This is a genomic window from Anaerostipes hominis (ex Lee et al. 2021) (assembly GCF_002270485.1).
In the GTDB taxonomy this organism is placed as follows: domain Bacteria; phylum Bacillota; class Clostridia; order Lachnospirales; family Lachnospiraceae; genus Anaerostipes; species Anaerostipes hominis.
Window position 1 is genome coordinate 53,629 of record NZ_NQOG01000008.1, and the last position, 24,326, is coordinate 77,954.

Annotated in this window: 19 protein-coding genes; 16 read left to right on the forward strand and 3 right to left on the reverse strand. The window is 47.1% G+C overall.

Going from position 1 to position 24,326, the window contains the following annotated elements; all coding sequences use genetic code 11:
• The first annotated feature begins 39 nt into the window (after nucleotides 1-39).
• The 5 genes from CI597_RS09395 to CI597_RS09415 are packed head-to-tail and all read left to right on the forward strand — an operon-like array spanning nucleotide 40 to nucleotide 5,587.
• The gene (locus tag CI597_RS09395; RefSeq protein ID WP_024728457.1) at nucleotides 40-1,164 is read left to right on the forward strand and encodes a Gfo/Idh/MocA family protein; all 1,125 of its coding nucleotides are present in this window, start codon (nucleotides 40-42) and stop codon (nucleotides 1,162-1,164) included.
• A 12-nt stretch (nucleotides 1,165-1,176) separates the two neighbouring features.
• Nucleotides 1,177-2,070, forward strand: coding sequence for a myo-inosose-2 dehydratase (gene iolE, locus CI597_RS09400; RefSeq protein ID WP_024728456.1), 894 nt, complete (start codon nucleotides 1,177-1,179; stop codon nucleotides 2,068-2,070).
• Nucleotides 2,071-2,085: 15 nt separating this feature from the next.
• A complete protein-coding gene (locus CI597_RS09405; RefSeq protein WP_024728455.1) occupies nucleotides 2,086-3,090 on the forward strand; it encodes a Gfo/Idh/MocA family oxidoreductase in 1,005 nt (334 codons plus the stop codon).
• A gap of 24 nt (nucleotides 3,091-3,114) precedes the next feature.
• Nucleotides 3,115-4,152 carry a zinc-dependent alcohol dehydrogenase gene (locus CI597_RS09410; protein ID WP_024728454.1) on the forward strand — a complete coding sequence of 346 codons (1,038 nt, stop codon included), beginning with the start codon at nucleotides 3,115-3,117 and terminating at the stop codon, nucleotides 4,150-4,152.
• A gap of 37 nt (nucleotides 4,153-4,189) precedes the next feature.
• Complete coding sequence (locus CI597_RS09415; protein WP_024728453.1) at nucleotides 4,190-5,587, forward strand: MFS transporter; 1,398 nt, start codon at nucleotides 4,190-4,192, stop codon at nucleotides 5,585-5,587.
• A 115-nt stretch (nucleotides 5,588-5,702) separates the two neighbouring features.
• On the opposite strand, the gene htpG is transcribed toward CI597_RS09415, so the two are convergent.
• A complete protein-coding gene (htpG, locus tag CI597_RS09420; protein WP_024728452.1) occupies nucleotides 5,703-7,694 on the reverse strand; it encodes a molecular chaperone HtpG in 1,992 nt (663 codons plus the stop codon).
• Nucleotides 7,695-7,918: 224 nt separating this feature from the next.
• Here htpG and CI597_RS09425 point away from each other — a divergent pair, with 224 nt between their 5' ends.
• From CI597_RS09425 to CI597_RS09435, 3 genes are read left to right on the forward strand one after another with little or no spacing between them, the layout of a single operon-like run.
• Nucleotides 7,919-9,406, forward strand: a complete 1,488-nt coding sequence (locus tag CI597_RS09425) for an FAD-dependent oxidoreductase (protein WP_024728451.1) — start codon at nucleotides 7,919-7,921, stop codon at nucleotides 9,404-9,406.
• On the forward strand, nucleotides 9,354-10,280 hold the full coding sequence (locus CI597_RS09430) for a tocopherol cyclase family protein (RefSeq protein ID WP_024728450.1): 927 nt from the start codon (nucleotides 9,354-9,356) through the stop codon (nucleotides 10,278-10,280). The genes CI597_RS09425 and CI597_RS09430 overlap by 53 nt, the downstream gene beginning before the upstream one ends.
• Nucleotides 10,277-10,729 carry an NAD(P)H-dependent oxidoreductase subunit E gene (locus CI597_RS09435; RefSeq protein WP_024728449.1) on the forward strand — a complete coding sequence of 151 codons (453 nt, stop codon included), beginning with the start codon at nucleotides 10,277-10,279 and terminating at the stop codon, nucleotides 10,727-10,729. The genes CI597_RS09430 and CI597_RS09435 overlap by 4 nt, the downstream gene beginning before the upstream one ends.
• Here CI597_RS09435 and CI597_RS09440 read toward each other — a convergent pair.
• Entirely contained in the window at nucleotides 10,712-12,751 is a 2,040-nt protein-coding gene (locus CI597_RS09440) for a thioredoxin domain-containing protein (RefSeq protein WP_024728448.1), read from the reverse strand. The genes CI597_RS09435 and CI597_RS09440 overlap by 18 nt on opposite strands.
• Before the next feature lie 183 nt (nucleotides 12,752-12,934).
• Between CI597_RS09440 and CI597_RS09445 the strand changes: the two genes are divergently transcribed.
• The 8 genes from CI597_RS09445 (at nucleotide 12,935) to CI597_RS09480 (ending at nucleotide 23,183) form a co-directional block, all read left to right on the forward strand.
• Nucleotides 12,935-13,642 (forward strand): response regulator transcription factor, encoded by a 708-nt coding sequence (locus tag CI597_RS09445; protein ID WP_024728447.1) that lies wholly within the window; start codon nucleotides 12,935-12,937, stop codon nucleotides 13,640-13,642.
• Nucleotides 13,614-15,755 carry a sensor histidine kinase gene (locus CI597_RS09450; protein ID WP_024728446.1) on the forward strand — a complete coding sequence of 714 codons (2,142 nt, stop codon included), beginning with the start codon at nucleotides 13,614-13,616 and terminating at the stop codon, nucleotides 15,753-15,755. The genes CI597_RS09445 and CI597_RS09450 overlap by 29 nt, the downstream gene beginning before the upstream one ends.
• A gap of 80 nt (nucleotides 15,756-15,835) precedes the next feature.
• Entirely contained in the window at nucleotides 15,836-17,035 is a 1,200-nt protein-coding gene (locus CI597_RS09455; protein WP_235824591.1) for a glycoside hydrolase family 3 protein, read from the forward strand.
• A gap of 135 nt (nucleotides 17,036-17,170) precedes the next feature.
• Nucleotides 17,171-17,875 (forward strand): phosphoribosylaminoimidazolesuccinocarboxamide synthase, encoded by a 705-nt coding sequence (gene purC, locus CI597_RS09460; RefSeq protein WP_024728444.1) that lies wholly within the window; start codon nucleotides 17,171-17,173, stop codon nucleotides 17,873-17,875.
• A 23-nt stretch (nucleotides 17,876-17,898) separates the two neighbouring features.
• Nucleotides 17,899-19,326: an amidophosphoribosyltransferase gene (gene purF / locus CI597_RS09465; RefSeq protein ID WP_024728443.1), complete on the forward strand. Its 1,428-nt coding sequence runs from the start codon at nucleotides 17,899-17,901 to the stop codon at nucleotides 19,324-19,326.
• Between the two features lie 12 nt (nucleotides 19,327-19,338).
• Nucleotides 19,339-20,769, forward strand: coding sequence for an adenylosuccinate lyase (gene purB / locus CI597_RS09470; protein ID WP_024728442.1), 1,431 nt, complete (start codon nucleotides 19,339-19,341; stop codon nucleotides 20,767-20,769).
• Nucleotides 20,770-20,829: 60 nt separating this feature from the next.
• A complete protein-coding gene (locus CI597_RS09475; RefSeq protein WP_024728441.1) occupies nucleotides 20,830-21,507 on the forward strand; it encodes a diacylglycerol/lipid kinase family protein in 678 nt (225 codons plus the stop codon).
• A gap of 71 nt (nucleotides 21,508-21,578) precedes the next feature.
• Nucleotides 21,579-23,183, forward strand: coding sequence for an amidohydrolase (locus CI597_RS09480; protein WP_024728440.1), 1,605 nt, complete (start codon nucleotides 21,579-21,581; stop codon nucleotides 23,181-23,183).
• Here CI597_RS09480 and CI597_RS09485 read toward each other — a convergent pair.
• Entirely contained in the window at nucleotides 23,180-24,259 is a 1,080-nt protein-coding gene (locus tag CI597_RS09485; RefSeq protein ID WP_024728439.1) for a LacI family DNA-binding transcriptional regulator, read from the reverse strand. The genes CI597_RS09480 and CI597_RS09485 overlap by 4 nt on opposite strands.
• Between the last annotated feature and the right edge of the window lie 67 nt (nucleotides 24,260-24,326).

The following is a 24,326-nucleotide window of genomic DNA, read 5'->3' on the forward strand; positions in this document are numbered from 1 at the left end:
ATGAATGGGAACACAATCTTATGTTAGGAGGATCTGAAAATGAAAGGAATTCGTATTGGTTTAATCGGAGCAGGATGGATGGGAAAGGCACATACAACTGCATTCCACAGCGCAAAAATGATATTCGGAGATGATGTGCCGGTGTTTGAGATGATTTCTGATGTGAATGAGGAACAAGTAAAGAACATGGCTGAGTCCTTAGGTTACAACCGTTATACAACAGACTGGACGGACATCGTAAAAGATCCGGACATTGATCTGGTAGATGTGGCTACACCCAACAGCATGCACTTTGAAATGGTGAAGGCTGCCCTGGAAAACGGAAAGCATGTCTTCTGTGAGAAACCGCTGTCCCTGTCCGGAGAGCAGTCACAGATTCTTGCGGACTTGGCAGCAGAAAAGAATGTGGTAAATTACTGTGGATTTTCAAATCTTATGAATCCTGCCAATCAATATGTAAAGGATTTAGTGCAGAGCGGCAGACTGGGTAAGATCATGAGGATTCATGCAACTTATGATCAGGATATGCTGTTAGATCCGGAACAGCCGATCACCTGGAGACATGTAAATAAATTTGCCGGATCCGGTGCGTTGGGAGATCTGGCAAGCCATTTGCTTTCTGTATCCCAGATGATCTTAGGCGATATTGAAGAGGTGAATGCTGTGAACTCTATTGTCATACCAGAACGGCCGCTTCCGGGCAAAAACGAAATGGCCACGGTGGAAAATGATGATTTGATCACCTTCCTTGTAAAATACAAAAATGGGGCCATCGGAGATATTTCTGCATCCCGGGTTGCCACAGGCAGAAAGAATTACTTCTATTATGAGATCCAGGGAACCGAAGGGACTGTGGTTTATGATTTGGAGAGAATGTGTGAAGTTCAGGTTTATTTTAAGGCGGATGCAGATAAGGACAACGGGCGTGACTGCGGTTTCCGCACAGTTCTTTTAAATCCGGAGCACAAGGGATTCAAATACTTCCAGCCGGCAGGAGGGATCGCCATAGCCTTTGATGATATGAAGACCCTGCAGGCACATGAGCTGATGCAGGCCATGAACGGGGGCAGCTATGAGGGGAGTTTTGCCATGGGGGCAAAAGTGGACGGAGTCATAAGCGCTGTTCTGAAATCCGTAAAGAGCAGACAGTGGGAATCATGCTAAAGGAGGAGAAACATGAAGTTTCAAAATGTTAAATTAGGAATCGCACCGATCGGGTGGACAAACGACGATATGCCTCAGTTAGGGGGAGACCTGTCCTTTGAGCAGATGGTCTCCGAGGCTTCCCTGGCAGGCTTTCAGGGCACTGAAGTGGGAGGAAAGTTTCCAACCGATCCAAAAGCACTCAACAAGGCTTTAAAACTGAGAAATATGGAGATCGCCAGCCAGTGGTTTTCTTCCTTTCTCTGCTCTGAACCTTACGAAAAAAATGAAAAAGCATTTATCAAACAGCTGGACTTTCTGGAGGCAGTGGGGGCATCCCGCATCAATGTCTGCGAACTGACAAGATGTCTGTTTGCGGAGGAGACCTCTATGTTTGGTGACAACAAGCCGGAGGCCACAGAACAGGAGTGGGAGCTGCTGTGCCAGGGACTTGACAGGTTGGGAAGGATTGCCACAGACCGTGGGTTTAAACTATGCTTTCACCATCATATGGCTACGGTGGTACAGACTACAGCAGAGACAAAACGGCTGATGGACCATACAAATCCCCGTTATGTATTTCTCTGCTATGATACCGGGCATTTCACGTTCTCGGATGAGGATCCGGTGGAAGCTGCCCGGATGTTCGGTGACAGGATCGGACATGTGCACCTGAAAGATATCCGCAGGGATAAAATGAAACAGGCATATGACGAAGGCTTCAAGTTCAGGAAAGCAGTGCTGGAAGGATGCTTTACGATTCCGGGGGACGGATGTGTGGATTATGACGGTGTGTTTTCGGAACTTCATAAGGCGGGTTACGAGGGCTGGTTCATCGTTGAGGCAGAGCAGGATCCGGCAAAGGCAAATCCATTTGAATATGCAGTCATGGCAAGAAACTATATCAGGGAGAAGACCGGTCTGTAAGGAGGACAAAAAGTTATGAGAAAGATCAAGTTTGGAATTATAGGAATTGGAAATATGGGATGTATGCGTATCCGAAATCTTCACTGCCGTATTCCGCAGTCAGAAGTCATCGCCGTATGTGGTAGGAGGGAGGCGCAGGTGAAAGCGGTCCAGGAGGAATTCGGCATTCCTTATGGCTACACAGACTATGACGAGATGCTTCAAAATCCGGAAATCGATGCGGTTTTGATCGCCACAGGAGCAGACGCCCACAAGGATCAGGTTGTGGCTGCCTGCAAGGCAAAGAAGCATATCTTTTGTGAAAAGCCGCTGGCGAAAAAGGTAGAGGACTGTCTGGCCATTGAAGAGGCAGTAAAACAAAATTCAGAAAAGTGTTTTACCGTGGGATTTATGAGGAGATTTGATCCCTCCTATGCAGAGGCAAAGAAAAAGATCAAAAACGGTGAGATCGGGACACCGATCTTATTTAAGGGGGTCAGCCTGGATCCGTCTACGGTGCTGGACGCTCATCTGGAGGGTGTGAAAAAAGGAATTTATGTACCGTGGTTTATTGAGATGGGCAGTCATGATACAGATCTTGCACGGTGGTTCCTCGACGGAGATCCCGAGGACTGCCATGCCTTTGGCGGTGCCTATGTGTGCAAAGGGCTGGAAGAATACGATGACTATGACAATGGATTTTCTCTGACCAGAATGGACAATGGGACAACTGCATACATTCAGGTGGGAAGAACTGCGACCTGCAGCCATGTGGAATCTGAGATTGTGGGCACAAAAGGCACCATCCGCATAAACAGCGTGCCGAGGAAAAACTATGTGTCTGCCTTTACAGAGAAAGGCTATGTGGAGGAATGCCAGGAAGACTTTATGAACCGCTGGGGAGATGCATTCTATAATGAACTTGAGAACTTTGTGGACTGTGTAGAGAACGGACGCAGCCCGGAGATTACGGCCCATGACGGTACGATGAGCCTTAAGTTCTGCCAGAAACTGCATCAGGCATATTTGGATGAAAAATAACCGAAAATCTGGAAGGAGAAGAAGATGAGTGATAAAATGAATGCAATCGTATTTAAAGATTTAGGAGAATTTGAATATACACAGAGACCGGTACCCCAGGTTTCCCATGGAGACGATGTACAGATCAGGATCCTGGCCGCCAGCATCTGCGGTACAGATGTACATATTTTGCGCAATCCGCCCGGAATCAAGGCAAATAGGGGGATCATCCTTGGACACGAATGTGTGGGTGAGGTTACAGAGATCGGCAGTGATGTGATCGATTTAAAAGTGGGCGACCACATTATTCTGGACAACAATGTGCCGTGCGGAGTCTGCACACCGTGCCAGACAGGAAATAGTAATCTGTGTACGCATATGGGATCCATGGGTGTTCATAAAGATGGAGTCTTCGCCCAGTATGCCGTAGCCCCTGAAAGGCAAATGGTGCGGATTCCAAAAGAGATCCCGTTAGAGCAGGCAATTTTTGCAGAACCGCTGAACTGTGTCATGGGCGCAGTGAAAAAGCTGAAGGTGATGCCGGGTGATACAGCATTGGTGCTGGGAGGCGGACCGATCGGATTATATTTTACGACATTGCTGAAAGCCTGCGGAGCGGGAAAGGTTCTTGTATCCGAGGTATCGGATTTCCGCACGGAGTATGCGAAAGCCCAGGGGGCGGACCGTGTGATCAATCCTGCGAAAGAGGATTTAAAGACAGAGGTGCTGAGTGAGACAGAAGGAACCGGGGCAGATATCGTTATAGACGCAGTGGGAATTCTGATCAACGATGCGCTCTCAGCAGTCAAAAGCGGAGGAAGCATTCTGCTCTTTGGACAGAACGGGGCCGCAAGACAGGAAATCTGCCAGAATGATATTACGGCCAGGGGACTCACAGTTTATGGCAACTTTATTGGAAATTACACTCTGAAAAATGTGGCGAATCTTTTGTCCAGCAGAAAAGTAGACTTTGTCAATATGATCACCCATAAGCTTCCTCTTGAAGATTTCGAGACAGGGCTGAAAGCCATGCAAAAAGGGGAAGCATTGGAAGTGGTCCTGGACCCGTTTGCCAACGCATAAGCCAGCGTATAAGAATAAACGTTTATGGAGGAAATATATGGATAAACAGACGAGGGAAATTGACAATAGTTTTAAAAGGATCCCCTGGAGAGTGCGCTTTGCCTACGGTTCCGGCGATGTGGCAATCAATGTGGTTTATGGAATGATTGGAAGCCTGCTGACGATATTTTATACGGATTATGTGGGTGTCTCAGTGGCGGCCATCGGTGTGGTAATGCTGGTCTCAAGGCTTTTTGACGGATGCTCCGATATCATTATGGGTTTTGTTGTGGAGCGAACACACTCAAAATGGGGAAAATCAAGGCCGTGGGTGCTGTGGATGGCGCTGCCGTACTCTGTCTCCGTGGTGCTTTTGTTCACCGTGCCCATGACTACAGATCTTTTGCAGCTGGTATACATTTTTATCACGTATAACCTTTGCAACACCGTATGCTTCACCATGCTGAGTCTGCCTTATGGAAGCCTGTCCGCCATGATGACCAGAAATTCCACAGAACGTGATATGCTGAGCATTGTAAGAATGGGGATGTCCCCATTCGGTCGGATCATGGCAGTGGGCTGCTCGCTTCCGCTGGTAAAGATTATGGGAAATGACCAGGCAGCCTGGATCAAAACAATTTCCATCTGGGCGGTGATCGCGCTGATCCTGCTGCTGATCTGCTTTATCAACTGTAAGGAAAATGTCCATATACCGGCGGCGGAAGAAAAAAAAGATAAGCAGCCTGTCCTGAAATCTATGAAGTATTTACTCACAAACCAGTATTTTTGGGCGGTGCTGATTCTGTGGATGATGCAGAATGTTATTTACAGCCTGACGGGGACCATTCTCCCTTATTACTGCAAATATATACTTTATAATGACAGCTGGATGTACAGTGTGCTGTATTTCACAGAGACACTGGTGCTCATGGGAGCGACCTGTATCTGTCCCCTTCTTCTCAGAAAATTTGGCAAGAGGAATATGTCTCTTTTTGGGGCTGTCCTTGCTCTGGCAGGACAGCTGGTATTCTTCATGGATCCGGAAAGCTTTTCGTGGCTTTTGTTCAGCTGTGTGATCCGGGCTGTCTGCCTGGCGCCGTTAAATTCTATTATTTTTGGAATGCTGGGTGATGTGGTGGAATTCGGACAGTGGAAACATCACGTGCGTCAGGAAAGCCTGATCTTTGCATGTGGTTCTGTGGGGACAAAGATCGGAAACGGGCTTGCAGCAGCAGCCATGACAAGTCTCCTGGGAATGTCTGGTTACATAAGTTCAGCTGCAGGCAGTACTGTCCAGCCGGGTTCTGCCCTGGCAATGATTATGAACATTTATAAGTTCGGTCCTGTTCTTGTGTGGGTGATCGTCATCGCAGTACTGTTTCTCTATAAGCTGGACAAACGATATGATACCATTATGTCGGACCTGGAAAAAAGGGAAAGGCAGGGGGAATTATAGTAGATTTATAAAAATCGGCGCGCTGTCCATAGCAGGCATGGCCATAAAAAACAAGGGTCCTTGCAGCTGAGATATATACTCCCAACTGCAAGGACCCTTGCGAATATTGGCTATTTTATTTCGTCAGCATCTGCATGATCTTATTGCTGCGTGCGATGAATTTTGTCATCTGATCGGCCGGGAGCTGTTTGTTGCTCAAAACTGCCAGGTCATAAAGCTGTTCACAGATGATCGGTGTATTCTCTGCGTCCCCGTGTTTAAACAGGTACTGTACCAGCTGGTTGTTGGCATTTAAGGTCAGAGATTCCGCTCCTCCGAACATGGCCGGGTCCATGCCTGCCATTCCGTACATTTTCATCATATCCTGCATCCGGCGGCTCTCCTCGGATAAGGTGATGACTGCGGATACATCTTCATTTTTCAGTTTGTCCACATGGACATCCAGATTTTCCTTTCCAAGAGTCTTTCTGAATAATTCCGTAAGCGCAGTCGTGATGTCGGTGAGATCTTCTTCGGAATCCTCTTTCAGGGCACCTTCCACATCGGCGTCGATCCGTTTGAACGCCAGGTTCGGATTCTGCTGTTCCAGCTGAGAGATAAACGCCGCATCAATGTTGTGTTTCAGGATGACGGCATCCAGACCCTGTTCTTTGAACATATTGATATACTGGCTCTGCTGTACTTCGTCCGTAATGTAGTAGATGGTTGTCTTGTCTTTCTCATCGGCAGGGACCGGAGCCAGGTCACTGAGTGTTAAATACTTTTGATCCATGTTCTTGAACAGAACGTAGTCTTTGATCTTTTCTCCGAATTTCTGGTCCTTGATATAGCCGAATTTAATGAACGGGCTGATATCATCCCAATATTTTTCATAGGTTTCACGGTCGGTCTTGCACATGCCGCTCAGTTTATCCGCAACCTTCTTGGAAATGTAGTCGGAGATTTTTTTCACAAAGCCGTCGTTCTGGAGAGCGCTCCTTGAAACATTCAGCGGCAGGTCCGGACAGTCGATGACACCTTTTAAGAGCATCAGGAATTCAGGGATGACTTCCTTGATGTTGTCGGCGATGAACACCTGGCTGTTGTAAAGCTTGATGGTTCCTTCGATGGAATCATACTCCGTGTTGATCTGCGGGAAGTACAAGATTCCCTTCAGATTAAACGGATAGTCCATATTTAAGTGAATCCAGAACAGAGGCTCTTTGAAATCCGCAAATACTTTATGATAAAATGCCTTGTATTCTTCGTCCGTGCAGTCGTTCGGGTGTTTCATCCAAAGCGGATGAGTATCGCTTAAAGATACCGGGCGCTTATTGATCTTTACCAGATCTTTTGCGGGAGAAACCTCGACCGTTTCTTTTTCGCCGTTTTCATTTTCCTTTTCTTCGGTCTTTGCATCCTCATGGATATGCTCGACAACCACATCCTCTTCGGTCAGTTCTGATTCGTCGATCGTCTCATATTCCTGTTCTTTATTGGCATCGGTCAAAAAGATTTCCACAGGCATGAAAGAACAGTACTTCTGAATGACTTCTTCAACTTTGGATTCGTTGGCAAACATCAGGCTGTCTTCATTTAAAAACAGTGTGATCTGTGTTCCGACCTGTTCCCGGACGCCGTCTTCGATGTCATATTCTGTACCGCCGTCGCACTCCCAGTGTACCGGAACCGCACCATCTTTGTAAGAGAGGCTGTCGATATAAACCTTATCGGCTACCATAAATGCAGAATAGAATCCAAGACCGAAATGTCCGATGATCTGGTCCTGATCTGTCTTATCCTTATATTTCTCTAAAAATTCTGTGGCTCCTGAGAACGCGATCTGTGTGATGTATTCTTCGACTTCCTCAGCCGTCATACCAAGGCCGGTATCGATAAACTTCATTGTTTTTTCTTTAGCATCAACGATGACCTGGATTTCCTCTTTGTGACCTTCCGGAAATTCATATTCGCCCATGGAAGCCAGTTTCCGGAGTTTTGTGATGGCATCGCATCCATTTGAGATCAATTCCCTGACGAAAATATCATGATCGGAATACAGCCATTTTTTAATAATTGGAAAAATGTTCTCACTGTTAATTGAAAGGTTACCATGTTTTTGTGCCATGATATACACACTCCTTTGCATTGCTTTTCTATTGACAGGTTTAATTTTCAATTCTTCGGCAGGACAAGAATCTGCCGTTCTGCATAATATTGTAGAGCCACAGAAAGGGAAAGTCAAGAGAAAATTAGCACTCAATTCATATGAGTGCTGATAATTCTGCCGTGAATAGTCCGGATTAATTTGAGCCATCCTAAAAAGAAAAATAATTGAAGGGAGGGATTTTTGTGGATACGATTTGGGAAAAGACTGTGGATATGCCTTCTTTCCCGGCTTTTCAGGGGAGAAAAAAAGTTGAGACTGCAGTGATCGGCGGGGGCATAGCCGGAATTTTGACAGCGTATCTCCTGGCACTGGAGGGAAGAGAAGTTCTCGTTTTGGAGGCAGACAGAATCGGCAGCGGACAGACAAAGGGGACTACAGCAAAAATTACAGTTTCCCATGGTCTGATCTACCAAAAGCTGATCCGTGAAGTCGGAAGGGAACAGGCAAGGCAATATGCACTGATGAACCAGACTGCGGTGAGAAAATACAGGGAATTGATAAAGGATCATCAGATCGACTGTGATTTTAAAGAATGCTCTTCCTATTTATACTCCAATTATCAGGAAGAGGCGCTGAAGGAAGAAGTACACGCGGCACAGTCACTTGGCCTTCCGGCTGATTATACGTCACAGACAGAACTCCCCTTTTCCGTGAAAGGGGCAGTCAGGTATACTGGACAGGCCAGATTTCATCCGCTGAAATTTTTAAAAGCAGCGGCGGAAGGGCTGGAGATTTATGAACAGACCCTTGTCACAGATGTGGAGAGGAACAAAATTATCACGGACCGGGGAATCGTTGAGGCGGAGAATATCGTCTTTACGACCCATTATCCCATCATGAACCGGCCCGGATATTATTTTCTTCGAATGCATCAGGAACGGAGCTACGTTCTGGCTCTCACGGGGACTGATCATATAGAAGATATGTATCTGGGAGTCGATCCAAACAACGGCCTGTCTTTTCGGCCTTACGGACCATATCTCTTATTCGGCGGCGGAGGCCACAGGACGGGTGAGAATCTTTTGGGAGGGCAGTATCAGATGCTTGAGTCAAATGCCCGCCAGTACTGGGGAAATTGCCGGGTGGAAAGCGCCTGGTCCGCACAGGACTGTATGACCATTGATTCTATTCCTTATATTGGATATTACTCTTTTTCAAAGACGGGATGGTATGTGGCAACAGGATTTAAGAAGTGGGGGATGAGTTCTTCCATGGCATCTGCTCTTTTGATCACAGATTATATTATAGAAAAGAGGAATGCCTTTGCCCATGTATTTTCACCTCAGAGGCTTCATCTGAAGGCATCAGCCAAATCGCTGGCAAAAGAGGGGATGGTGACTGCCAGGAACTTTGTACTGGAGAGAATGAAGATTCCAGATGAAGAGGCGGCGCATCTTAAAAAGGGACAGGGCGGTGTGATCGAATACGAAGGGAAAAAGGCCGGGGCATATAGAGACGAGAAGGGAATTGTCCACGTAGTTTCTCTGACCTGTCCGCATCTAGGATGCATCCTCCAGTGGAATCCGGAGGAATTAAGCTGGGACTGTCCATGCCATGGTTCCAGATTTGACTATAAAGGAAATTTAATTGACAATCCAGCAAAGGAGGATTTAACACATGAAAAACCCGAATGCATTTCAGGGGACAAAAAGAAAGAAGAATTATTTTGAGGGCTGGTATTTAAAACACCAGAAAGGGGATCAGATGTTTTCGATCATACCAGCTTATCATATTGACCGGGAAGGAAATGCATTTTCATCCCTTCAGGTGATCACAAAGGAGCAGTCATGGTATTTTTCCTGGAAGGCTGAGGCTTTCTGCGGATCGGGACAGAAGTTTCATGTAGTCCTGGATACGGGAAGAGGAGAGGGGCCGGTAAGCATTTTTTCTGAGCGGGGCATTCTTCTCAATATCCATGAGGAAGGATTAAGCCTTGAGGGGAGGATCATTTATAAAAATATTCATCCGCTTTCTTCTGATATTATGGGGCCGTTCCGGCATGTGCCCGGAATGCAGTGCCGCCATGGGATCATCAGTATGCGGCATCAGCTTTTCGGAGAAGTCACTTTGAACGGATATAAGATGAACTTTGACCAGGGGACAGGATACATTGAAAAGGACTGGGGCGGATCTTTTCCGGATGCCTACCTCTGGTCCCAGAGCATATTTCCCGACAGCGGAAAGAACAGCCTGATGCTGGCGGCGGCAAAAATACCGATTGCAGGCCTTCATTTCGATGGGGTGCTTGCGGCGCTGAATTTATACGGAAAGGAATATAAGATAGGTACTTACCTGGGCGCTAAAGTAAAGACAGACTGGAAATCCAGGATCATCATCCGACAGGGGGACTTAAAACTCCGGGCCCAGCTCCTCTCCGGAGACGGAAATGAGCTTCTTGCGCCGGAACACGGGGCAATGGACCGGAGGATCAAGGAAAGTCTGTGCTGCAGAGTGAGATATACTTTTTGGGACCAGAAACTGAAGGTCCTTGATATGATCACGGACAGGGGAAGCTTTGAACAGAGTCAGAAGGAGAGAACATGAATCTACGTGTCGGTGAGATCCTAAAGTTTTATGAGAGGCAGGGGAAGCCGGCAGAACAGGAAGAGATTCTTTCTGCCCTCCGGGAGATCCAGGAGGTGCTGGGATGCATCCCGAAAGCGGTGCAGGAAGAAGCTTCCCTGCGGCTTGGGGTCAAGCCGTCCTTTCTTGCCGCATTTGTAAAAAAGTATCCTGAATTTAAGGAAGTTTCAGAAAAATATGAGATCCAGGTCTGCACCGGTCCGTCCTGCGGGGCAGGAAAAGCCCTTGAAATATTGAGGGCTGTGGAAGCTGCAGGGAAGCAGAAAGAACGGGAACAGGGAATCTCCGTTAAAATTGTGAAAGGCAGATGTACCCGGCAGTGCGGCAAAGGCCCCAATCTTAAGATCAATGGGGTCCTTCACCATCACATGACGCCGGAACAGGCGGCCGAGTTAATCCGCCTCCTTTAAGAGTGCTTCCAGGCTTTCTGCGTCAAAGACCGGAGCCTGACAGGCCCGTCCCCGGCAGAGGTAGCAGGATATTTTATCCGGAAGCACCGGATATTCTTTCGTGAACGGAGCAATGGCAGCCAGCATATCTTTGTTTCGCTCTGTTTTGACCAGTACGGTTAAGTCAGTCATCTGACGTCTGGAGAGCAGTTCCAGGAATTCTTCGGGAAGGCTCTCTTTTTTTGCCGTGATGACCAGCTGTCTGGACGGATGAAACTGGGAAGACAGCACGGTCAGGGCATAACAGTAAGCAGAAGGATGGACAGACAGATCTGCAGAAAAATAAGAAAAAGTCTGATCCATGCAGTCTCTGTATATGGACCTTCCGGTTATTTCAGATAAGATCGAGAGCACATGGAGGGCAGCGGAGTTGCCGGAAGGCAGGGCGCCGTCATAGAGTTCTTTCGGTCTTAAGATCAGTGCCTCGCTTTCACTGGAATAGAGGAAAAACCCGCCGTGTTCCCGGTCAAAAAACAGAGAGATCATGAGGTCTGCCGCCTGAACTGCCTTTTTAAGGTATTCTTCCAGAAAAGTGGAGCGATAGAGGGAAAGCATGGCCAGGGAATAAAAAGCATAGTCCTCCAGCTGGCCGTCATAAGCCGCTTCCTCGCCGCACCACCGGAGAAACAGGCGGCCATCGTTTTTTCTTAAATGTTTGTCAAGGAAAGATTCTGCTTTTTGTGCGGCATAAAGGAATGTCTTTCGTCCGAAGATCCGGGATGCTTTTGTGAGAGCAGAGATCATCAGGCAATTCCAGGAAGTCAGTATTTTTTTGTCTGTGGAAAGACTGGTCCGCTTCTTTCGGTAAAGATAAAGGGCCTCCTTCATCTCTTGTAAGTCCTCCGGGTCATCCGGGAGAACAGAATGGTTCAGCAGATTCGGGATGTTTTTGCCTTCAAAATTGCCGCGGTCCGTAATATCATAGCGGCGGCAGAAAAGGCTGCCTTTTTCTTCTCCCAGAACGTGAAGGATTTCATCTTGGGTGAAAGTGTAGTACTTCCCTTCTTCCCCTTCGCTGTCTGCATCCTGACTGCAGTAAAAGCCTCCATCGGGATGAGAAAGTTCTTCTAAGACATAGGAGACGGCCGCATCAACGATTTCGGGAAAGAGAGAATTTTTACAGCATGCATAGGCTTCCCCATATGCCTCTAAAAGAAGTGCATTGTCATACAGCATCTTCTCAAAATGGGGCACCAGCCAGCGGTCATCAGTTGAATAGCGGGAAAAGCCTCCTCCGATATGGTCAAAGATTCCTCCCCGATACATACAAAGAAGTGTGTGCTTTGCCATAAACAGACTGTCCTTATCACCGCACAGTTTGTATTGGTGAATCAGAAACAGCAGCACTGCCGGAGTCGGAAATTTGGGCGCTGTGCCAAACCCACCGTTGACTTTGTCAAAGGATGCTTTAAGTTCTGCCAAAGCCTGAGCCGGGACATCTTCTGATAGGGAAACATTTTCTGACGGCCTTCGATTTGTATTCAGCTGGTCAGTGATCTCATTTCCGATTTTTAAAAGGCGTTCCCGGTCCTGTTTCCATAAGAGAGAGATTCGGGGCAGCAGGTCCATGAGGCCTGTCAGCTGGTATCGGGAAGTCTTGGGCAGATAAGTGGCCGCAAAAAACGGTTTCTGGTCAGGTGTCATAAAAACAGACATGGGCCAGCCTCCGGAACCGGTCATTGCCTGGCAGACAGACATATAGACGGAATCAATGTCCGGGCGTTCTTCCCGGTCTACTTTAATAGAAATAAAATGCTTGTTTAAAAGCTCTGCTACCTCATGGTCTTCGAAAGATTCCTCCTCCATTACATGGCACCAGTGACAGGAGGCATAGCCGATACTCAAAAATACAGGCTTGTCTTCAGCTCTGGCTTTTTTAAAGGCTTTGGGACCCCATGGATACCAGCGCACCGGATTGTGTGCGTGCTGGAGCAGATAAGGTGATTTTTCATGGATTAAAAGGTTTGGTTCAAATTTTGACATATAGGCTCCTTTCCAAATGGTTATGGCTTTAGAATATGCAGATCCTTTTTGTTTCATCCGGACATCAGGTTCTGTTATAATAAAAAGAAATACTGATTGTAAGACTTTTTTCAGAATTGTATTCAATGAAATCTCAGAATTGGATGATACACTGTGGTTATCAAGAAAAAGAGGAGGAAGACTATGGCACAGCCCAAGATTTTAGTAGTAGATGATGACAGAGAGATTGTAGGAGCGATCAAAAAGCGCCTGGAACTGGAAGGATACGATGTAGTTCCCGCCTATAACGGTCTTGAGGCTCTGGATGTGCTCGTGGAGCAGGATATCCAGCTTCTGATTATTGACATTATGATGCCGGGCATGGACGGACTTTCTGCTACCATGAAGATCCGGGAGAGCAAAAACATTCCGATCATCATCCTGTCTGCTAAGACGGAGGAGAGCGATAAGATCTTAGGACTTTCCATGGGGGCAGACGATTATGTCAGCAAACCTTTCCGGCCGGATGAGCTGATTGCAAGGGTAAAATCCCAGCTTCGCAGATATTTACAGCTCGGAAGCAAAGCAGCAGGGCCGGAAGATAAGAACAGGCTGATCCTTGGTGGACTGACACTGGATCTGGACGGTAAGTGTATTTATGTGGACGGGGAACCGGTGAAAGTCACGGCTACAGAGTTTAAGATACTGAATCTCCTGATGAGGCATCCAGGCAGAGTTTTTTCCGCCGAAGAAATCTATGAAAGAGTCTGGGAAGAAGCAGCATATGCAACAGAAAACACAGTGATGGTTCATATTCGGAGGATTCGTGAAAAGATCGAGATCGATCCGAAGAACCCAAAATATTTAAAGGTGGTATGGGGAATTGGATACAAAATGGAAAAAATGGATTAACAGCGGACTGATTGCTGCGGTGAGCATTGCCATGGTAGGCGGAGTGCTGTTCGGCATCTATCAGATGCATACCATGGATAATTATAATGACGGACTGGATTTCACAACGATCAAAAAAGGTGAGCGGATGGAAGACTCCGATTACTATGTGCACGCCGTCCAGCGGATTTTAAACAAATGGGTGAAAGAGAATAATCTGATGGACCAGAATTATGATGATGTTGAATCAGAACTCCCGTCCAATCTTGAAAACGAGATTTTTGTAAAGGCAAAACTTACGATCCAGCCTTACGGCAAAAAAGCTGTGACGAAAGAATACGGTGCCGATGCCAGGACAGTAAGAAAACCTGTATTTAAGAAAAAGATTGTGATCAACAGAAACGATACGCTGGGGTATGGATTGAATCCCAACAAAAGTATAAGAGCAAAATATGCAAGCAATGCAAATACGGATGAGACTTATAATGATGAATACGAAGATAATGTTATGTCACCGTCGGATTTTTACAATATCAGCGGAAACTCTATGAACAGGGGAAGCCTTTCCCTGCCTCAGACATTTTTTATTGACGATGCTAAGCAGCAGAGACTTGAGTCTGCAGTGATCGAAGTCGGTTTCTACGATGGATATTATAATGCGCTGAATAAACATTACAAGACGTTTCCGGATGTGAGGAAAGAACTGATGATCAAACTGTCTATATTATTGGGGGCAGAGGTTTTGGGGCTGCTTGTTCTGTCAGTGCTGTTTGCACTTCAGAAAAGCCGTGCCAGGTTCTTCAAAAATATAGACCGCATCTGGTACGAAGTGATTCTCTGCGTCATAGGATTTGGCCTGTTCCTGGTCGCAGGAACGGTGGCGACTGCATCCATCGGTGCCCTTCGGCAGGAAGAACTGATACCGATCATGACATTTGCAGGGATCGTACTGCTGATGATCGGGAGCGTATTCTCCATCTGCCTGCAGACAACGGTCTGGCGCCTGAAGGAAGGGACATTTTTAGAACACACACTTTGTGTGGGCACGGCCCGGAGATGGTACCGCAGGAACAGGCAGAGACGGGAGGCGGAGAAAGAAGCTCTGGAGTTTGCAGACCGTCTGGCCGTGGAACGGCTTTCAATCTACCGAAAAGGAAAGTACCTCATGCTTGCAATTTTCTTTGCAGGGCTGTTTATGATCGACTGGTCGCCTATTCTGGCAGTGATCGCCCTCTGTGTGGGTCTCCTTGGAATGAAATATCTGGGAGAACATTTTGATGAGGTTGCGAGGCAGCAGAGGGATCTTGGAAAACTGATCCGGCAGATCGAGAGAATCTCGGAGGGAGATCTGAAAGCCGATGCAGACATACCGAAGGAATCCCTGTATTATAACGCGTCGAAACAGCTGAGCAATATCGGAAGCGGCCTGGACAAATCCCTTCAGGACCAGATGAAAGGGGAGCGCATGAAGATCGACCTGATCACAAATGTATCCCATGACCTGAAAACGCCGCTTACGTCGATCATCAGCTATGTGGACCTTCTTGCGAGAGACAGGACACTGTCTCCGGAGGCAAGGGATTATGTGACCATACTGAATCAGAAAACGGAGAGACTGAAAAATACGATTGCTGATCTGTTTGAACTTGCGAAATCTACCAGCGGTGAGGCCAAGGTCACATTGGAGCCGATGGATCTCAAGAAACTGATGGAACAGACCCTCGAGGATATGAGTGATCAGATCAAAGAGTCCGGTTTTAAAGTGAAGTTTCAGTGTGAAGCAGAGCATACGAAATTTAAGGGGGATGTGAACCGTATGTACCGGGTAGTGCAGAATATATTGGAAAATGCACTGAAGTATTCCCTCAAAGGTACAAGGATTTTTGCCACGATCTCAAATCAGGGCAGCAGAGTCTGCCTGACGGTCCAGAATACTTCCGGTTATGAGATGAACTTTACTGAGGAGGAGATCATGGAACGCTTTTACAGAGGAGAAAAATCCAGGACCAGTGAAGGGAACGGCCTGGGACTCTCGATCGCAGACAGCTTTACTGCAAACTGCGGGGGAGAATTTAAGATCGGGATCGACGGAGATCAGTTTAAGGCTATGATCCTGTTTCCGATTCTTCCGTAGGACACAAAGTTTTAAAAGTAAGGACAATGACAGAAGTGCCATTACATGCTATAATAACTTCATTGAAGAAAGGAATTTCTATGATGAGAAGACGTATTACATGCATGCTGCTGGCACTCTGTCTTTTATTATGCGGGTGCAACATTGACGGCAAAAAGGACTATACAAAAACAGAAGATCTGGACGAAGCTACCCTTCAGGGCATGGCAAAGGATATCACAAAGGAGATGACACTGAAACAAAAGATCGGGCAGCTCTTTATGGTATCTATGTATTCACTGGATGGTTCGGGCAGCAAGAACCAGACCAAAGTAACCGGAACGATGAAGAAGACCATGAAGAAGTATCCTGTGGGAGGGATCGTTCTGTTTTCAAAGAATGTTAATTCCGAAAAGCAGTTAAAGCAGCTGATCAAAGACCTTCAGAGTGCTTCCCACATACCGCTGTTCATAGCGGCAGATGAGGAAGGAGGCAGCGTCTCGCGGATCGCCTCCAAGCTTCCGGATGCAGTCAGCCAGTATCCTGACGCCAGGGAGATCGGGGAGACTTATACGGACCGGCAGATCGCAGAGATGGGGAAGGAACAGAGCAGACAGCTTAAGGCCTTCGGGATCAATATGAATCTGGCGCCGGTGGCCGATGTGCTCTCCAATCAAAACAACACGGAGGTCGGAAATAGGGCTTTCGGCTCTGATGCCAAAGAAGTGGCTGCTATTGTAAAGACGCTGGTAAAAAATATGCAGAAGCAGCAAATTTCAGCCACGTTAAAGCATTTTCCGGGAAGCGGCGATGCCCTTGGAGATACCCACAGGGGAGCGGCGGAGACCAAACAGTCCATCCAGGAGCTGAGAAAAAAAGAGTTTCTTCCATTTAAAAGCGGTATGGAGGCAGACGCGGATGCCGTCATGGTTTCCCATCTGATTCTCACCAATGTGACGGATGAGAAAGAGCCGTGCAGTTTAAGCCAGCGGGTGATATCGGACATTCTGAGAGACGAGCTTGAGTACGACGGGCTCATTTTAACCGACGCCATGAATATGAATTCCATCACAGACAGCTATACCTCAGGGGAAGCGGCGGTGAAAGCCATAAAAGCAGGCGTGAACATTGTCGTTATGCCTGAGGATCTGGGACAGGCATTCAAGGCCGTAAAGCGTGCGGTGAAAGATGGAAAGATCGAGGAATCCGTCATTGACAAGGCCGTAAGAAGGATCTTCTATACCAAACTGAAACGGGGTGTGATACAGCCGGATACCATTCTTTTAGAGGATAACCAATAATTTTTTTGGATGTCGAAAAATAAAAATCAGTGCGATAGAAGATATTGCACTGGTATTTTATATGTGATACTATTTGTGAGGAAGCCTCCAAAGCGGGGCAATGCAGTGAAAGCAGAAGAATAAAGGAGATAAGACATGGAGAAACAGGAATTATTATATGAAGGAAAAGCGAAGAAAGTATTTACAACAGAAGATCCGGATTTATTAATTGTCGACTATAAAGATGATGCGACAGCGTTCAACGGAGAGAAAAAAGGAACCATCATCGGAAAAGGCGTTGTAAATAACCGCATGTCCAACTACATGTTCAAGATGCTGGAAGAAAAAGGTGTTCCGACACACTATGTACAGGAACTCAGCGACCGTGAAACAGTCGTAAAAAAGGTGGAGATCGTGCCTTTGGAAGTAATCGTCCGCAACGTGGCTGCAGGAAGCTTTTCCAAGAGACTCGGGATCGAGGAAGGCTTTGAACTGTTAGAGCCTACCCTTGAATTCAGCTACAAAGATGATAATCTTGGGGACCCATTGATCAACGAATATTTTGCTTATGCCATCGGTATCTCCAACCGCAAAGAAGTAGAACGTATCACTGAGTATGCATTTAAAGTAAATGAGGCATTGATCGAGGAATTCAAAAAGATCGGCATTAAACTGGTTGACTTTAAGATCGAATTCGGCCGCTATAAAGATGAAGTCATCTTAGCAGATGAGATCTCTCCGGACACATGCCGCCTTTGGGATTTAGAGACAAACCAGAAATTAGACAAGGACCGTTTCCGCAGAGATTTAGGAGACGTGGAAGAGGCATACGAAGAAGTATACAGAAGACTTGGTTTATAATTTATTCACAGAGAGGCTTGAAAATGGACATAGAACGTTTTGACAAGTTAGGAGAAGAGTGCGGCGTCTTCGGAGTCTATGATTTTGACGGCAATGACGTGGCTTCTACGATTTATTATGGTTTATTTGCGCTTCAGCACCGGGGACAGGAAAGCTGCGGGATCGCGGTTTCCGATACCAATGGTCCGAAAAGGAAGGTTTCTTCCAGGAAGGGTATGGGACTCTGTAATGAAGTCTTTACCCAGGAGTCTTTAGGCGAACTGAAAGGCGATATCGGTGTCGGCCATGTGAGGTATTCTACTGCAGGACAGAGCTGTCCCGAGAATGCGCAGCCGCTCGTATTAAATTATGTCAAAGGTACTCTGGGTCTGGCCCACAACGGTAATCTGATCAATGCGCTGGAGTTAAGGCATGAACTGGAATATTCCGGAGCTATTTTTCAGACGACCATAGATTCTGAAGTGATCGCTTACCATATTGCCAGGGAGAGGGTCAATACCCACAGTGTGGAAGACGCAGTGGCAAAGGCCATCCGCAAGATAAAGGGCGCATACTCTCTTGTGGTGATGTCTCCGAGGAAGCTCATTGGGGCAAGAGATCCATATGGCTTTAAGCCGCTCTGCATCGGAAAGAGAGACAATGCCTATATCCTGGCGTCCGAGACCTGTGCTCTGGACACGGTAGGCGCTGAGTTTGTCCGGGATGTGGAGCCGGGTGAGATCGTTACGATCACAAAAGACGGCATTCAGTCGGACTGCAGTATGTGCCTTCCAAAGGGCGAAGCTGCCAGATGTGTCTTTGAATACATTTATTTTGCGCGGCCGGACAGCTGTATCGACGGAGTCAGCGTGTACCAGTCAAGACTTCAGGCGGGAAAATATCTGGCGATCGATTCGCCGGTGGATGCGGACGTCGTCGTGGGAGTGCCGGAATCCGGCAATGCCGCTGCACTGGGCTACTCTCTGGAATCGGGGATCCCTTATGGAACAGCTTTCGTGAAGAATACTTATGTGGGACGAACATTTATCAAACCGAAGCAGAGCAGCCGGGAGTCCAGCGTGCAGGTTAAGCTGAATGTCTTAAAAGAATCTGTAAGAGGAAAGAGAGTCATCATGATCGACGACTCTATCGTCCGGGGTACAACCAGCGACCGGATCATCTCCATGCTCAGAGAGGCGGGAGCCAGTGAGGTCCACGTAAGAATCAGTTCTCCGCCGTTCTTATGGCCGTGTTATTTTGGGACCGATGTTCCTGCCAGAGAGCAGCTGATAGCGTATAACCGAAGTATTGATGAAATTTGTGATCTGATTGGAGCGGACAGCCTGGGATACTTAAAGACTGAGAGATTGGAACAGCTCTCTGAGGGGCTGTCGATCTGCAAAGGCTGTTTTACGGGAGAATATCCGATGGAACCGCCGAAGGAAGATATCCGCGGAGATTATGATAAATAAGGAGAAGAATTCATGAACAATAAATATCAGAGCCCCTTATCCGAACGATATGCCAGTAAAGAGATGCAGTATATCTTTTCACCGGATATGAAGTTCAAAACATGGAGGAAACTGTGGATCGCACTGGCCGAAGTGGAAAAGGAACTGGGACTTTCTATTACACAGGAACAGATCGACGAGCTGAAAGAACATGCGGAAGACATTAACTATGATGTTGCAAAAGAGCGTGAGAAGTTAGTCCGCCATGATGTGATGTCCCATGTTTATGCCTATGGAGAGCAGTGCCCTAATGCTAAAGGGATTATCCATCTGGGAGCTACTTCTTGCTATGTTGGAGACAATACTGACATTATCATCATGACAGAGGCATTAAAGCTTGTGAAGAAAAAGCTTGTGAACGTGATTGCTGAGCTTTCCAAGTTTGCTGTAGAATACAAAGACCTTCCGACCCTTGGTTTTACGCATTTCCAGCCTGCACAGCCGACAACAGTCGGAAAACGGGCAAGCCTCTGGCTGATGGATCTTGTGTATGATCTGGAGGATCTTGACCATGTTATCGATAATATGCGTCTTCTCGGGTCCAAGGGAACGACTGGGACTCAGGCAAGCTTTTTGGAACTGTTTGAGGGAGACCACGGCACGATCAAAAAGATCGACGGTATGATTGCTGAAAAGATGGGATTTGACAAGTGCCAGCCGGTATCCGGACAGACCTATTCAAGAAAGATCGACTCCAGAGTACTGAATATATTAAGCGGCATCGCACAGTCTGCCCATAAGTTCTCCAATGATATCCGCCTCCTCCAGCATTTGAAGGAGGTAGAGGAGCCGTTTGAGAAGAATCAGATCGGATCTTCCGCTATGGCATACAAGAGAAATCCGATGAGAAGCGAACGTATGGCTTCCCTGGCTGACTATGTGATCTCAGATGCCATGAATCCTGCGCTGGTAGCTTCTACCCAGTGGTTTGAGAGAACTCTGGATGACTCAGCCAATAAGCGTCTTTCTGTGCCGGAAGGATTCCTTGCTATTGACGGCATTCTGGATCTGTACCTGAATGTCGTGGATGGTCTGGTCGTTTATCCTAAGGTTATTGAAAGCCGCCTCATGAAAGAACTTCCGTTTATGGCAACGGAAAATATCATGATGGACGCAGTAAAAGCAGGCGGAGACCGCCAGGAACTTCATGAGAAGATCCGTGTACATTCTATGGCGGCCGGGAAAATAGTCAAAGAAGAAGGAAAAGAAAACGACCTGTTGGAGAGAATCGCGAACGATCCTTCCTTCGGAATGACGATGGAACAGCTGGAAGCGATTATGGAACCGAAAAATTTCGTGGGACGTGCACCGCAGCAGACAGAGGAATTTGTCAGTGAAGTTATAAAGCCGATCCTGGATGAAAATAAAGAAATGCTCGGTATGACAGCCGAGATCACGGTATAGTATTCATATGACGGAAAGCTCCTTTTAAAAGGGGCTTTTCTCTGCTTATAGGGGATGATAATGTATTATTTTATTGTAAATCCAAATGCAGGGTCCGGCAATGACTTTGCCAGGGGGATGGGGTATTCAAAAGACCCGAAAGAGAGGCTCAGGAGCATTTTAGCAGATGAGAACGGGGCCGTGATCAATGTGGGAAACACTTTTGCTCCCGATGACTCCGGGTGTTTCCTCGTCAGCTCCGGGATAGGATATGACGCACGGGTGTGCCATATGGTCAATCACGCAAAGACAAAAAAGCTGATGAACCGGCTCCACATGGGAAAACTGACTTATCTGGGGATCGGTCTTCGCGGCCTGTTTGCGGCTGAACTGTTTGCGGTGCGCCTGGTTCTTGATGATTCCAGAGAAGAAATATTTCATGATGTGCTGTTTGCATCGGTCCATAACCTGCCTTATGAGGGCGGGGGCCTGAAATTTTCACCGGATGCCCGGCCGGATGACGGTTTTCTGAATCTGTGTATTGTGGCAGGCATATCAAAGGCAAAGATGATTCGTCTGCTGTCCAAAGTACCAGGGGGAAAGCATATTGGCTGTCCGGGTGTTTACAGCTTCCGCTGCCGGAAGGCAGAATTTTTTATGGAGAAACCTCAATTCTTTCATATGGACGGAGAAGTGCCTGGGCAGTTCTGCCACGTGACGGCAGGGATCGGTTCTGAAGATTTGAAGATTTTGGGCTGACCGGAGGAGTAAAAATGTCCCGGTCTGTAAATCCTAACAGGGACAATGATTTACAGAGAGGAAGGGATCAGATGGACAGGATATACTATAACGGGAATATTCTCACAATGGAAGACACCCAGACAGAGCCGGAGGCGGTTTTGATATCGGACGGGATCATTGCATTCACAGGAAGCCTGGAAGAAGCAGTGAGGGCTGCGCAGCATCCGGAGATGATAGATCTTAACGGGAAGACCCTGATGCCGGCGTTTATAGACGGACACAGTCATATTTCTCTTGTGGCACAGTTTTCACAGTTTGCAGATTTGTCCGGATGCGAAAGCTTTTCAGATATCAAAATGCGCCTGGCTGCATTTCAGAAGGAAAAAAAGATTGGTGCAGGCGGGGCTGTCATAGGTGTGGGGTATGACCACAATTTTCTGGAAGAAAAGAAGCACCCGGATAAACATATATTGGATGAAGTGTCAGATCAAGTACCCGTATTTGTCCTGCATGCGTCCGGGCATATGGGGGTTGGAAATTCAGTTTTATTAAAAGAGTCAGGGATCGACGCGTCGACACCGAATATGGAAGGCTCCAGATTTGGCAGGATACCGGGAACTATGGAACCGGACGGGTATGCGGAAGAGACGAAGGCACTGAACCTGCTTCTGGCTCAGGTATATGCAAAGATTCCAAGGGACCCGAAAGCACAGATAGAGAAAGCCCAGGAACTTTACCTGTCCTATGGAATTACTACGGTTCAGGACGGTGCGGCATCCGGACAGGATGTGGAGGCTTTATTTGAGGCTGCGAAAGAGGGGCTGCTGAAAGCAGACGTGGTTTCTTATGTTCTCGTCGGTGAAGAACCTGAAAAGCTGGAGCGGGAATATGCAGAGCTTAAAAAAACATACTGGAATCACATGAAACTGGGCGGACGGAAAGTGATCCTGGACGGATCTCCACAGGGAAAGACCGCGTGGCTGTCGAAACCCTATGTGGGAGAAGAAAAGTACCGGGGATATCCGGCAATGGAACGGGAGAAAGTACAGAAATATGTCCGGGATGCCATAGAAAGCGGTGTACAGATCCTCGCTCACTGCAACGGAGACGCGGCTTCTCAGCAGTGGATCGACAGTTTTGAAAACGCTATGGAACAGTGCGGTGTCTCAAAAGACGATGATTTGAGGCCGGTCATGATCCACTGTCAGACAGTGCGGAAAGATCAGCTTCTCAGGATGAAAAACATTGGTATGATCCCGTCTATGTTTGTAGACCATGTTTACTACTGGGGTGACATTCATTTAAAGAATCTGGGAGAAGAAAGGGCAGAAGCCATAAGTCCTGCCAAGTCTGCATTTGAGCAGGGGCTTTGTGTGAATTTTCATCAGGATGCGCCGGTGGTTCCTCCGGACATGCTGCATACGGTGTGGTGTGCAGCAAGCCGCATGACCCGGGAAGGAAAGAGCCTGGGAGAAGAGGAGCGGGTCAGTGTCTATGAGGCGCTGAAAGCCGTGACGATCAACGGGGCCTATGCTTATTTTGAAGAAGACAAAAAAGGGAGTATAGCCGAAGGAAAAATTGCAGACCTTGTGATCCTCGATCGGAATCCACTGAAAACACCTATCTCAGAACTGAAAGACATCAAGGTGACGGAGACGTTGAAGGAGGGAGAGACTGTGTACCGGAAACGCTAGGTGTTCCTGGCTTTTCCGGTACTTTTTCTTTTGACGATGAACGGCTCAAACTCAAGTTTTGTCACGAAGCTCCTCGGCCTGTTTTTCGTCTTGGATTCCCTGTGTCTCACTATGATATCCACTGCCTCCCGCCCCTTGGCCTCGATAGAGTGTTCCACCGTTGTGAGGGAGATCCTTCGCATGTCTGCCATGGGAATGTTGTCAAAGCCGCAGACAGAAAAATCGTTCGGAACCTTGTACTTCATATCAAAAAGGGCATCTAAGATTCCCAGGGCGACCATGTCGTTGTAGGCCACAAATGCAGTGGAATCTGTTCCCTCGGTAAGGATTTCTTTGGTCAGGTTAAAGCCGCAGGAATACTCCAGCATGTTCGGGGAAAGGGTGTTGTACTCACCGGTCGACACAGAGCGGCAGGTGACATTTTCCGGATCAAAGCCATGCTCATAGAAGGCTTTTTTCAGTCCCTCAAAGCGCTTGGACCGGGAACGCTCGATCGTACTCATGGGCGTTGAAACGTAGGTGATTTTTCGGTGTCCGAGAGAGAGCAGGTGCTCTGCTACCAGATAAGCCGGTTTGGTGCTGCTGACATGGATGGAGTCAAACATGATGTCGTCATTTTTGTCTCCGATGTTGATCACGGGGATATGTTTGGACATTTCATTTACATCCTCAAGCCACGAAGTCGGGTACAGGTAGACGATGCCCGCCGCGTCAAAATCCTGGATCATATTCAGGTAGAACTGCTCGGTGTTGGGATTCCTCAGAGTAGGGGCCGCGAAAGTGACATATCCGTAGTCGTGAGCGCGCTCTGTGATAGAATGGACAAGAATCGAATAGTAGTGATTGGATAAGAAAGGACACATGATGACAATCACTTTGGAAAGCCCGACCAACTGAGCTTCCTTCTTTTTCTTTTTTTCATATCCGAGTTCCTTTGCCGCATTTAAAACTTTGAGCCTTGTTTCCTCAGAAAAAGATACATTGTTTTTTTTGTTCAGAATCATTGACACTGCGGACTGGGAAACATTTGCATATCTTGCGATATCTTTTGTAGTAACCTTTTTTTTTGAAGCCATAAATCCTCCTAATCAAAAAAATATTTATTAATTAATATTCATTAATAAAAACGAGATATATTACTAA

Excerpts from the sequence above, each read along its gene's own strand:
- CI597_RS09410 (WP_024728454.1), top strand. The coding sequence starts at position 3,115 with ATGAGTGATAAAATGAATGCAATCGTATTTAAAGATTTAGGAGAATTT.
- CI597_RS09445 (WP_024728447.1), top strand. The coding sequence starts at position 12,935 with ATGGCACAGCCCAAGATTTTAGTAGTAGATGATGACAGAGAGATTGTA.
- CI597_RS09455 (WP_235824591.1), top strand. The coding sequence starts at position 15,836 with ATGATGAGAAGACGTATTACATGCATGCTGCTGGCACTCTGTCTTTTA.
- purC (WP_024728444.1), top strand. The coding sequence starts at position 17,171 with ATGGAGAAACAGGAATTATTATATGAAGGAAAAGCGAAGAAAGTATTT.
- htpG (WP_024728452.1), bottom strand. The coding sequence starts at position 7,694 with ATGGCACAAAAACATGGTAACCTTTCAATTAACAGTGAGAACATTTTT.
- CI597_RS09415 (WP_024728453.1), top strand. The coding sequence starts at position 4,190 with ATGGATAAACAGACGAGGGAAATTGACAATAGTTTTAAAAGGATCCCC.
- CI597_RS09475 (WP_024728441.1), top strand. The coding sequence starts at position 20,830 with ATGTATTATTTTATTGTAAATCCAAATGCAGGGTCCGGCAATGACTTT.
- CI597_RS09395 (WP_024728457.1), top strand. The coding sequence starts at position 40 with ATGAAAGGAATTCGTATTGGTTTAATCGGAGCAGGATGGATGGGAAAG.
- iolE (WP_024728456.1), top strand. The coding sequence starts at position 1,177 with ATGAAGTTTCAAAATGTTAAATTAGGAATCGCACCGATCGGGTGGACA.
- CI597_RS09440 (WP_024728448.1), bottom strand. The coding sequence starts at position 12,751 with ATGTCAAAATTTGAACCAAACCTTTTAATCCATGAAAAATCACCTTAT.
- CI597_RS09435 (WP_024728449.1), top strand. The coding sequence starts at position 10,277 with ATGAATCTACGTGTCGGTGAGATCCTAAAGTTTTATGAGAGGCAGGGG.
- CI597_RS09485 (WP_024728439.1), bottom strand. The coding sequence starts at position 24,259 with ATGGCTTCAAAAAAAAAGGTTACTACAAAAGATATCGCAAGATATGCA.
- purF (WP_024728443.1), top strand. The coding sequence starts at position 17,899 with ATGGACATAGAACGTTTTGACAAGTTAGGAGAAGAGTGCGGCGTCTTC.
- CI597_RS09430 (WP_024728450.1), top strand. The coding sequence starts at position 9,354 with ATGAAAAACCCGAATGCATTTCAGGGGACAAAAAGAAAGAAGAATTAT.
- CI597_RS09405 (WP_024728455.1), top strand. The coding sequence starts at position 2,086 with ATGAGAAAGATCAAGTTTGGAATTATAGGAATTGGAAATATGGGATGT.
- CI597_RS09480 (WP_024728440.1), top strand. The coding sequence starts at position 21,579 with ATGGACAGGATATACTATAACGGGAATATTCTCACAATGGAAGACACC.
- purB (WP_024728442.1), top strand. The coding sequence starts at position 19,339 with ATGAACAATAAATATCAGAGCCCCTTATCCGAACGATATGCCAGTAAA.